This is a genomic window from Muribaculum sp., assembly GCF_029051885.1.
Taxonomy (GTDB): Bacteria; Bacteroidota; Bacteroidia; order Bacteroidales; family Muribaculaceae; genus Muribaculum.
The window spans coordinates 1-10,383 of record NZ_JAIDKI010000118.1 but is presented as its reverse complement, the minus strand read 5'-3'; the positions used below and the strand labels follow the sequence as shown (position 1 = coordinate 10,383).

Here is a 10,383-nt window from a genome sequence, read left to right as displayed (position 1 = left end):
GAGCGAAAAACGGGACTCGAACCCGCGACCCCGACCTTGGCAAGGTCGTGCTCTACCAACTGAGCTATTTTCGCGTTTCGCAAGGCGTTTTTGTCGTTTGCGATGCAAAGGTAGGTACTATTTTTGAACTGACCAAATCTTTTCGCTGCTTTTTTTCTTGCCTTCTGCCTCCAAGAAGCGGATATCGGATGCCAATCTACTGAATGCGATAGCGTTAACGGGGTGAAAAAATATTGAAAAAAAATAATATGCCACAGGCGGCTTTATAAAGGCCCTGTGGCATATGTGTCGTGTGGATTGCGCTAATACGGGTCGTCGGTCAGAATCCCTTAAGCCATTCTTTAAGTTGATTCAGCATCGCATCGTGGTATTTGAACGACGGCTTATAGCCCCATCCATGGCCTCCTGACGGGTATATTACCATCGATGCGGGCACGCCGGCTGCATGCAGGGCTTCATAGTAGCGCAGGCTGTTGGCCGGAATTACCGCTTTGTCATCGTCGCTCAGGAGTATGATTGCGGGAGGCGTGTTGGGTGTTACTTTTAGCTCATTTGAGAATTCGAGTATGTCGGCTTCCGAAGGAGCTTCTCCAAGGAGACTTTTGCGTGAACCGCCATGGGTGATTCCATCTTTCATTGATACGACGGGATAAAACAGTATCTGGAAGTCGGGGCGTGCTTCGTTGTCGGCGTGGGTGGCTACGGTAGTTGCGAGATGTCCGCCGGCCGAAGAGCCCATTATGCCTATGTCATTAGTCTTAATGCCCCATTCTGATGCATTATTGCGCATAGTTTTGATGGCTTCGGTCGCATCTTTATAGGGCAATTCGCGGTTGCCGGCAGGCAGTGTATATTCTACTACGGCGTAAGCGATACCCATTTCGTTGAAGTATGGCACCCAGTCGAAACCTTCATGCCCCGTGGCAAGATGTGAATATCCGCCGCCGGGCAGGTCTACTACCGCGCGACCTGTCGCTGCGGAGGATGGGGGCAGAAATACTGTCATTTTCGGGGAGTCGATTCGGATGATTCTTGGTGCACCGTTTTGTGCCGATATACTTCCGGTCGCAAGCGCGCCGAGAGACAAAGCTGTAAACATTTTTCTTAAAAACTTCATTTGGTTGTTTGATTTGGTTTGACGCTATTCGGCGTCTGGTGTATGTTGAGGATTCAGCATGTGTTAACAAAGTTAGCTTTTTTTGCTTACACGTCAATTATATTTGCTTAATTTGTGCATCCAAAAATATAGTATATGGATTCCACTAACAAATGTATAGTAGATATTGATGAGATATTGCAGCGCAGGCAAGTGCGTCCTACGGCCAATCGCATTGTCATTTTTCGGGAATTGATGAATGCCGGTGGGCCGCTGAGTATGGCTGAACTTGAAGAGAGACTGGTCACTATCGATAAGTCGGGACTGTCGCGTACGCTTGGCTTGTTTGCTTCCCGTCATCTTGTACATGTAATCGAGGATGGCAGTGGGGCTGCGAAGTATGAAGTATGTCAAGGCCATTCCGACCACTCGGTCGATGATATGCATCCTCATTTTCATTGTGAGGAATGTGGTGTGACGGTTTGCCTGGAGGATACCCCTATACCGCTGGTCCCTGTGCCGGATGGATATGAAGTGTATTCTGTTAATTATGTGATTAAAGGGCTGTGTGAGGCGTGCGCACGCAAGTGTAATAGTTAAATAATGTAAAATGTATGTCTGGGGATTTGTGGTGTCGTGATTTTGGATGCTCAGATTTGTTGTAATGGAATAGAAATCTTAACTTTGCATCGTTTTAAGGGGAAGCTGTGTAACCGGCCGCATGATATACGACTACAGTTTTTGCCGTAACGGCATCGGATGTCTCAACCAGCGGAACGTAGTAGGCGGTAAGCATGCTGTATTCTCTTAATCCGTTAAGATATATTAGTCAATAATTATTTACCAACTGCTTAATCAAGAAATATAGCTAAAGATTAAAAAAACGACAACTCACTGAATGGCAGATTATGCCGATTTAATCCTTAATTGAAATCGCTTCTGTCAAATTTATTCAAAGGATTTTGACGCCGAGAGGCTGCACCATTCTACGTCAACATTTATCATCAAGAAATTTATTTAGATTATGGATACTAACAACGAAGAGAAGAAACCGCGCCGACCCAGAATCGGTGATCGCATGCAGGTAGGTGAAGGCGGCGATGCCGTGTTCAATAGCACAAAACCTAACTATACTAATCCCTCGTCGGGAGATGATTCACAAGGGCCACGTAATGATTACGGACAGCAGCGTCCTTATCAGCCCCGTCAATACAACAACAACCGTCAGGGCGGATACCAGCCCCGCTACAACAACCAGGGTGGCTATAACCGTCAGGGAGGTTACAACAACCGATACAATCAGGGTGGCTATCAGCCCCGTTACAATAATAATACTCAGCCAACCGCTGCTTCGGAAGGCGTTGACGCCACTTCTGCTCAGTCGGCTACTCCATATAATTCCGATTCGCAGCAGTCGAATTACCAGGGTGGCTACCAACCCCGTTATAACAACCAAGGCGGCTATAACCGTCAGGGAGGCTATAACCGCCAGGGTGGCTACAACAATCAGAACCGTCAGGGAGGCTACAATCAGAATCGTCCCGGTGGCTACAACAAGAATCGCCAGCAGGGTGGAATGCGCCAGCAGGGCGGATTCGGCGCTCCGCGTCAGGGCAAGAGCTTTACTCCACGTCCCAAGCGTATAGAGTACGAGATGCCTATACCCGATCCCAATGAACAGATTCGTCTCAACAAGTTCATGGCCAATGCCGGTATCTGCTCGCGTCGTGAGGCTGATGAGTTTATCCAGCAGGGTCTCGTCAAGGTCAACGGAGAGGTAGTGACCGAACTCGGAACAAAGATTTCCCACAACGATGTGGTTGAATACGATGAAAAGGTTGTGACACTGGAAAGCAAGTGCTACATCCTCCTCAACAAGCCCAAGGATTGTGTTACCACCAGCGATGATCCCAATGGCCGTACTACAGTGATGGACCTCGTGAAGGGTGCATGCAACGAACGTATATATCCTGTGGGACGTCTTGACCGCAATACCACCGGTGTGCTCCTCCTTACCAACGACGGTGACCTCGCTTCAAAACTTACACATCCCAAATATGTGAAGAAGAAGATCTACCACGTGTGGACCGACAAGGATATATCGGAAGATGACATGCAGGCAATTGCCGACGGTATTGAGCTTGAGGACGGCCCCATCCATGCCGATGCTATTTCTTACGCTACGGAGACCGACCGCAATCAGGCCGGTATCGAAATCCATTCGGGCCGCAACCGTATCGTGCGCCGTATATTCGAGAGCCTCGGCTACCACGTGACAAAACTCGACCGTGTATATTTCGCCGGCCTCACTAAGAAGAACCTCCCTCGCGGTCGTTGGCGCTATCTTACACAGGAAGAGGTCAACTTCCTTAAAATGGGCTCATTTGAATAATGAAAAATATTATCATGACAAGTAGGCGCGCGCCGGCATATGGCGCGCAGCCTGCCTGGCATGAATTACTATTACATTTCTAATGAAAAGAGAAAAGATTATCGACCTTTTCAAGAAGGCCGATCTTATAGGCACCGAAGTCACAGTGATGGGCTGGGTGCGCACACGTCGCGGTAACAAGCACGTGCAGTTTGTAGCTCTCAACGACGGATCGACCGTGCGCAATATTCAGATTGTGCTTGACATGGCCCGCTTCTCCGACGAGCAGCTGAAGCCGATTACTACCGGTTCGGCTCTGCGTGTCGACGGTCGTCTGGTAGAGTCTATGGGTAAGGGACAGACTGTAGAGGTTCAGGCCGACAATGTGCTGGTGTACGGCACTGCCGACCCTGAGACATATCCTCTCCAGAAGAAGGGGCATACTTTGGAATTCCTCAGAGAGAAGGCCCACCTGCGTCCGCGTACTAATACTTTCGGTGCCATCCTGCGTGTGCGCAGCGCTTTGGCGTTCGCCATACACCGTTTCTTCCAGGAACGCGGATTTTTCTATCTGAATACCCCGCTTATCACCGGCAGCGACTGCGAGGGTGCAGGAGCTATGTTCCAGGTGACCACGCTTCCTCTTAACGAATTGCCTAAGACCGAAGACGGTGCCGTGGATTATTCCAAGGATTTCTTTGGAAAGCCTACCGCGCTTACTGTAAGCGGTCAGCTCGAAGGCGAGCTTGGCGCTACCGCGCTTGGCGCGATTTATACATTCGGTCCTACATTCCGTGCCGAGAACTCCAATACTCCGCGCCACCTGTCGGAGTTCTGGATGATTGAGCCTGAGGTGTCGTTCTTCGACATCACCGACAACATGGACCTTGCCGAGGCATTTGTCAAGTACTGTATCTCATACGCTCTTGAAAATTGCCGCGATGACATAGAGTTCCTCGCCGAGCACTACGACAAGGGGCTTATCGAACGTCTGAATTTTGTCATCAACAACGACTTCGTACGCCTTACATATACCGAAGGTGTGAAGATACTTGAGCAATCAGGACATAAGTTTGAATTCCCGGTATTCTGGGGCGCTGACCTTCAGAGCGAGCACGAACGTTTCCTTGTAGAGGAGTATTTCAAGAAGCCGGTTATCCTTACCGACTATCCCAAAGAGATAAAGGCGTTCTATATGAAGCAGAACGAGGATGGCAAGACTGTCCGCGCGATGGATGTGCTCTTCCCGAATATCGGTGAGATTATCGGTGGCTCTGAGCGTGAGGAGAATTACGATAAGCTGCTTGCACGCATCGAGGAGCTCGATATCCCCATGAAGGATATGTGGTGGTATCTTGATACCCGTCGTTTCGGCACGGTTCCTCATTCGGGATTCGGACTTGGTTTCGAGCGTCTTGTGCTCTTTGTGACCGGTATGACCAACATCCGCGACGTGATTCCGTTCCCGCGTACTCCTAACAACGCTGAATTCTGATAAGGAGTCACAGACATATGACTACATAAACAGCGCGCCCCGGACAGATGTCCGGGGCGCGCTTGTTTTTTTGGGGGGATAGTCAAGTTCTTACTCCATGAGCTTGCGGTAGCGGCGACGGGGCAGTTCCTTGCCGCCGTTGCGTGCGCGCTTGTAGTCCTCATAGTCGGAGTAGGAGCCTTCGTAGAACACTACGTTGCCGTCGGGCTCGAACGAAAGTATGTGTGTGCAGATGCGGTCGAGGAACCAGCGGTCGTGGCTTACCACTACGGCGCATCCGGCGAAATCGTCAAGACCCTCTTCAAGGGCGCGCAGTGTATTGACGTCGATATCGTTGGTCGGCTCGTCAAGCAGCAGCACATTTCCTTCCTCCTTGAGGGCCATGGCCAGATGCAGACGGTTGCGCTCGCCACCTGACAGCACGCCGATTTTTTTCTCCTGGTCGGCACCTGTGAAGTTAAACTTCGACAGGTAGGCGCGGGCATTTATGTCGCGGCCGCCCATGCGGAATGAGTCGGTTCCCTGTGATATTACCTCATATACCGATTTCTCGGGCAGGAGGTCGTGATGGCGCTGGTCGACATATGCTATTTTCACAGTCTCGCCTACATCGAATGTGCCGGCGTCGGGAGTCTCCTGGCCCATGATTAGGCGGAACAGGGTGGTCTTGCCTGCGCCGTTGGGACCGATTACGCCTACTATGCCGTTGGGTGGCAGTGAGAATGAGAGGTCCGAGAAGAGCTGTTTCTTGCCAAATGCCTTTGCCAGTCCGGTAGCTTCGATTACCTTGTTGCCGAGGCGCGGACCGTTGGGGATAAATATCTCCAGGCGTTCCTCTCGTGCTTTCTGGTCTTCATTGAGCAGTTTGTCGTAGGAGTTCAGACGGGCTTTTCCTTTGGCCTGGCGTGCTTTTGGGGCCATGCGCACCCATTCAAGCTCACGCTCGAGGGTCTTGCGACGCTTTGATGCCTGTTTTTCTTCCTGGGCCATGCGCTTGGTCTTCTGGTCGAGCCATGAGGAGTAGTTGCCCTTCCAGGGTATGCCTTCGCCACGGTCGAGCTCGAGAATCCAGCCGGCTACGTGGTCGAGGAAGTAGCGGTCGTGAGTGATTGCGATTACAGTGCCGGGATATTGCTGAAGGTGCTGTTCGAGCCAGTCGATTGATTCGGCGTCAAGGTGGTTGGTCGGCTCATCGAGCAGCAGCACGTCAGGCTGCTGGAGCAGGAGGCGTATCAGGGCTACGCGGCGACGTTCTCCTCCCGACAGAGTGTCTATCTTCTGGTCGTCGGGCGGACACTGAAGGGCGTCCATCGCGCGCTCGAGCTTTGAGTCGATATTCCATGCGTCAGCGGCATCGAGTTTGTCCTGAAGCTCGGCCTGGCGCTGGATGAGGGCGTCCATTTTGTCGGGGTCCTCAAGTACGTCGGGGTCGCCGAATGCCTCGTTGACTTTCTCGAATTCAGCGAGAAGGTCCATCACAGGCTTTACGCCCTCGCGCACTACTTCTATCACGGTCTTGTCGGGGTCGAGCTGCGGCTCCTGTTCGAGGTATCCTACGGAATATCCGGGTGAGAATACCACTTCGCCCTGATAGCTCTTGTCGATGCCGGCGATAATCTTCAGCAGCGATGATTTTCCCGAGCCGTTAAGACCGATGATACCGATTTTGGCTCCATAGAAGAAGGAGAGATAGATATTTTTAAGTACTTGCTTTTGTGGCGGGTATATTTTTGATACACCTACCATCGAAAAAATGATTTTCTTGTCGTCAGCCATTATATTAATGTGTGATATCGGGAATGTTACTTTCTGCCTTTCTGGGGCGCGTAGCGTACGGGGTAGTCCACACGTTTGCGGCCTGTGATGATTGCCGACAGCTTGGCGCGGAGCAACTGGCGACGGATTGCTGAAATATGGTCGATATACAGCTTGCCTTCGAGATGGTCGCATTCGTGCTGTACGATACGGGCGAGAAATCCGGAGATTTCCTCTTCATGGGGCTGGAAATCGTCGTCTACCCATTTGAGGCGGATATGCTCTACGCGCGCTACCGATTCGGAAAGGTCCGGCAATGACAGGCACCCTTCGTTACGGGTCTCGACAGGCCCGTCGAGTATCTCTATTTCAGGGTTTATCAGAGTGAATTTGCGTCCTTTGCATTCGGGAAATGCATCGCCTACAGGGTCTGCGTCAATAACAACGATGCGGTCGTTGCGGCCAACCTGCGGAGCTGCCAGGCCTACGCCGTCGGAGTTGTACATTGTCTCCCACATGTCGGCTACAAATTTCTTGAGTTCCGGATATTCGGGTGTGACATCAGTCGAGATGGCACGCAGCACCGGATGTCCGTAAAGATATACAGGTAGTTTCATTGGTTGAATTGTTTGCTTTGCAGATAATCGTTAAGTATGATGGTGGCGGCGATTTCATCGACTACAGCTTTGTCCTGACGGCGCGATTTGCGCATACCGCCGTCAATCATGGCACGGTGGGCGAGCACTGAGGTGAAGCGTTCGTCCCAATATGTGATTTCAATTTCCGGCGGCAGGACTTTCCGAAGCATGGCTATACCCGGGCGGATATAGTTCATCGATTCCGAGTCTTCGCCACGCATGGTCGACGGCTTGCCTACGATGATTGCATCAACATTTTCCTTAAGTATATAGTCGGCCACCCATTTGGCAAGGTCACATGTCCGCACTGTGGTAAGTCCGGTAGCGACAATGCGCAACGAGTCGGTCACTGCTATGCCGCAGCGACGTCTGCCGTAATCGATTGCCATTAGTCGTCCCATTCTGTGCAAAGTTACAAAAACTTAAATGTTTAAGAGCATATTTAAAAGATAAATGTTAGAGCTTGTTCAATAAAAATGTTGCCGCCAGGGTCGTATAGCTTGAGACGATTTTCGACATGTGACGAAGGAGTGTACTTTATGTACATGACTGAGGAACAGGACGAAACGCAGCAAGATATACGATGCAAAAGGTGACTTTATATTAACCTCTTGCCTGCTTTCTAAATAAATGCAAAAATATATCAACGATATTAAACAAAATGTCTCCCGTCGGTCATTCGCCGGCATCTATCCGCCTGTTCTTCGGTTGTTATGGGACCCCGTAACTTCCTCATCACAAGCGAAAATCTGCTCGACGAATGACCGCCCTGACGGTAACATTTATTATTAAACAAGCTCTAAAAATAAGGCCTTTGTTGTCGGTGTGCCGTTATTGGATGGACTCGATGAATGCGTTGGCTTCGTCTCTTGTATGGAATACGGTGATATCTATATCACGGTTGCATTCAGCAAGCAATTTGCGGATTTCTGGTGCCTGTTGCGTGGGAAAATCAATAATCCATTGGCGGAACTCCGGGTCCATACGGTCGTCTGTCCAAGGCATGTCTTCACGTTCTTTTCCGATACGCTCTTCTGCTCCCGAGAGGCATATGTCAAGTGGAAAGTCGAGAAAGAATACAGAATCGCACCGGCTAAGGCGCAGGGGGAGTGTATGGATGTAATTTCCGTCAATAATCCATTTGTCGCCCAACATTATTTGCTCGATACACCTGACAAATTCCTCTCGGCTTAGTGTAGTCCGGTCAGGACGATGCCATATCATATCGAGGTAATAAAGCGGCAAATCCGTCTTTGCCGACAGTTTTCTGGCAAAAGTGCTTTTGCCGGCACCGGGACATCCGATGATAATGACATTCTTCATGCTGAAAAACAGTTTCTAAGCGCTTGTTTAATAATCAAGCAGACGCCCGTAGTCATGCCAGTCGCCAATCATCTCGCCGCGTTCGCTCGCTTCGATGAGTTTTGTCAGTCGGGCGATAAACAGTTCCGGCTTGGCCTTTACTCGCTGTATATTGTCAATCCTTACACGCCGGTAAAGTGCGGGAAATGAATTGAACCGGCTCCATGCGGCACTGTTCTTCTGAAACTCTGCGAGTATGTCGGAGTCAATACGAAATTCCGCGTCAAGGTCGGGGCATATGGAGCGCCCGCTGTCGGTCATAAGTCCGAGTTTCTCCAGCCGGCGGCATCGTTCTTTGTTAAGTTCGGTCCAGCGTCCTGATTTTGTGCGCGGACCGAATCGTTGTAGCGACTTGCCGTCGACATTCTTCAATGTCGAGTCAATCCAGCCGAAGCATAGAGCCTCCTCGACGGCATCGAGATACCACAGCATATCCTCCGGAGGTGTTTTACCACGTTTCACCGCTATCCAGCATTCTTTTTCTGTCGCATGGTTTTCGATTAGCCATTTCCGGAATTCTATACGTTTTTGTACGTCTAAAATATTATGTGGAGTCATGATTATAGTCGATTGGGTGGATTACAAAGATAGTGAAAAATCTGAGGAAATATTCGTATCTTTGCGATGATTCCACCCCCTTCTGTTGTTGTCACGACTTACTTAAAAAAATATGTTTAGACTGAATCAATTTATCATACTCCTGGTCACATTGTTGTCGGTGGGCACAGGATGCTCAACCACACGGCATGTAAAGCATGAACGTCGGTATTCGCATATGGAAAATCGGCTGGCGACATATATCGCCGCTCAGGATGCCCGGATTGGTGTCGCTGTCATAATCGACGGAAAAGATACCGTTTCTGTCAACGGCAACCGGGATTTCCCGATGCTGAGTGTCTACAAGTTTCCGCAGGCTTTGGCCGTGGCCGACTATTGTATGAAGAATGGTGTCGGACTTTCTGACACCATTTCAATCCATGGCGATGAGATGAAGGAAAATACATGGAGCCCTATGCGCGACAGATATGGGGTAGGCGACTTGCGCCTGCCGCTGTACGAACTGTTTGAATACTCTCTTCGCGACAGCGACAACAACGCGTGCGATATCCTTTTCCGCCTGATAGGTGGCACCCACGTGGCCGACAGTCTGATGAAAGCCATGGGCTATGACGATATTGTCATAGCCTCTACCGAGGATGAGATGCACCGGGATATCTATCTGTGCTATCAGAATCGATCCACTCCAATAGCCATGGCTTCACTGTTCGATAGATTTTACCGCCGGGAGATGCGCCATGACTCTCCGTTGCATGAGGCAATTGGCGAGATAATGATGGCGTGCACTACCGGCAACAGGCGTCTGCCGGCTCCGTTACTGCCTACGAATGCTGTCATCGGGCACAAGACCGGCACGGGCGATGTCAATTCCCAGGGCCGTATAATAGGTGTCAACGATACCGGATATGTGTTCCTCCCTAATGGTGGAGGATACGCTGTCGCGGTTTTCGTCTCCGACTCTGCCCGCAATATGGAAGATACCGAGCGTATGATAGCCGATATATCAGATATTATATTCCGCTCGTTGTTTAATAAGTAAGAGCTTGTTTAATAATAAATGTTGCCGCCAGGGTCGTATAGCTTGAGACGATTTTCGACATGTGACGAA

Annotated in this window: 10 protein-coding genes and 1 tRNA gene; 4 read left to right on the top strand and 7 right to left on the bottom strand. The window is 50.2% G+C overall.

The window, feature by feature from the left end:
• Nucleotide 1: 1 nt before the first annotated feature.
• Both K2I50_RS05240 and K2I50_RS05235 read right to left on the bottom strand, forming a co-directional pair.
• A tRNA-Gly gene (locus K2I50_RS05240) sits at nt 2-74 on the bottom strand.
• A 245-nt stretch (nt 75-319) separates the two neighbouring features.
• Complete coding sequence (locus K2I50_RS05235) at nt 320-1,006, bottom strand: alpha/beta hydrolase (RefSeq protein WP_301025165.1); 687 nt, start codon at nt 1,004-1,006, stop codon at nt 320-322.
• Between the two features lie 246 nt (nt 1,007-1,252).
• On the opposite strand from K2I50_RS05235, the gene K2I50_RS05230 reads away from it, so the two are divergent.
• The 3 genes from K2I50_RS05230 (at nt 1,253) to asnS (ending at nt 4,962) form a co-directional block, all read left to right on the top strand.
• Nucleotides 1,253-1,696, top strand: coding sequence for a Fur family transcriptional regulator (locus K2I50_RS05230; RefSeq protein ID WP_301025164.1), 444 nt, complete (start codon nt 1,253-1,255; stop codon nt 1,694-1,696).
• Nucleotides 1,697-2,120: 424 nt separating this feature from the next.
• A complete protein-coding gene (locus K2I50_RS05225; protein ID WP_301025163.1) occupies nt 2,121-3,488 on the top strand; it encodes a pseudouridine synthase in 1,368 nt (455 codons plus the stop codon).
• 82 nt (nt 3,489-3,570) lie between these two features.
• Complete coding sequence (gene asnS, locus K2I50_RS05220) at nt 3,571-4,962, top strand: asparagine--tRNA ligase (protein ID WP_301025162.1); 1,392 nt, start codon at nt 3,571-3,573, stop codon at nt 4,960-4,962.
• A gap of 90 nt (nt 4,963-5,052) precedes the next feature.
• On the opposite strand, the gene ettA is transcribed toward asnS, so the two are convergent.
• The 5 genes from ettA to K2I50_RS05195 all read right to left on the bottom strand — a co-directional run bounded on the left by ettA (nt 5,053) and on the right by K2I50_RS05195 (nt 9,275).
• Nucleotides 5,053-6,738: an energy-dependent translational throttle protein EttA gene (gene ettA, locus K2I50_RS05215; RefSeq protein WP_301025161.1), complete on the bottom strand. Its 1,686-nt coding sequence runs from the start codon at nt 6,736-6,738 to the stop codon at nt 5,053-5,055.
• 26 nt (nt 6,739-6,764) lie between these two features.
• Entirely contained in the window at nt 6,765-7,334 is a 570-nt protein-coding gene (def, locus tag K2I50_RS05210) for a peptide deformylase (protein WP_301025160.1), read from the bottom strand.
• Nucleotides 7,331-7,756 carry a Holliday junction resolvase RuvX gene (gene ruvX, locus K2I50_RS05205; protein WP_301025159.1) on the bottom strand — a complete coding sequence of 142 codons (426 nt, stop codon included), beginning with the start codon at nt 7,754-7,756 and terminating at the stop codon, nt 7,331-7,333. The genes def and ruvX overlap by 4 nt, the downstream gene beginning before the upstream one ends.
• A gap of 430 nt (nt 7,757-8,186) precedes the next feature.
• A complete protein-coding gene (locus K2I50_RS05200; protein WP_301025158.1) occupies nt 8,187-8,678 on the bottom strand; it encodes a P-loop NTPase family protein in 492 nt (163 codons plus the stop codon).
• A 27-nt stretch (nt 8,679-8,705) separates the two neighbouring features.
• Nucleotides 8,706-9,275 (bottom strand): YdeI/OmpD-associated family protein, encoded by a 570-nt coding sequence (locus K2I50_RS05195; protein ID WP_526022953.1) that lies wholly within the window; start codon nt 9,273-9,275, stop codon nt 8,706-8,708.
• 112 nt (nt 9,276-9,387) lie between these two features.
• Here K2I50_RS05195 and bla point away from each other — a divergent pair, with 112 nt between their 5' ends.
• A complete protein-coding gene (bla, locus tag K2I50_RS05190; protein ID WP_301025156.1) occupies nt 9,388-10,314 on the top strand; it encodes a class A beta-lactamase in 927 nt (308 codons plus the stop codon).
• The last annotated feature ends 69 nt before the right edge of the window (nt 10,315-10,383 follow it).

Bases quoted from the DNA above. Each gene is read 5' to 3' on its own strand.
- K2I50_RS05230 (WP_301025164.1), top strand. From the start codon at position 1,253: ATGGATTCCACTAACAAATGTATAGTAGATATTGATGAGATATTGCAG.
- K2I50_RS05235 (WP_301025165.1), bottom strand. From the start codon at position 1,006: ATGACAGTATTTCTGCCCCCATCCTCCGCAGCGACAGGTCGCGCGGTA.
- K2I50_RS05225 (WP_301025163.1), top strand. From the start codon at position 2,121: ATGGATACTAACAACGAAGAGAAGAAACCGCGCCGACCCAGAATCGGT.
- K2I50_RS05195 (WP_526022953.1), bottom strand. From the start codon at position 9,275: ATGACTCCACATAATATTTTAGACGTACAAAAACGTATAGAATTCCGG.
- bla (WP_301025156.1), top strand. From the start codon at position 9,388: ATGTTTAGACTGAATCAATTTATCATACTCCTGGTCACATTGTTGTCG.
- def (WP_301025160.1), bottom strand. From the start codon at position 7,334: ATGAAACTACCTGTATATCTTTACGGACATCCGGTGCTGCGTGCCATC.
- ettA (WP_301025161.1), bottom strand. From the start codon at position 6,738: ATGGCTGACGACAAGAAAATCATTTTTTCGATGGTAGGTGTATCAAAA.
- K2I50_RS05200 (WP_301025158.1), bottom strand. From the start codon at position 8,678: ATGAAGAATGTCATTATCATCGGATGTCCCGGTGCCGGCAAAAGCACT.
- ruvX (WP_301025159.1), bottom strand. From the start codon at position 7,756: ATGGGACGACTAATGGCAATCGATTACGGCAGACGTCGCTGCGGCATA.
- asnS (WP_301025162.1), top strand. From the start codon at position 3,571: ATGAAAAGAGAAAAGATTATCGACCTTTTCAAGAAGGCCGATCTTATA.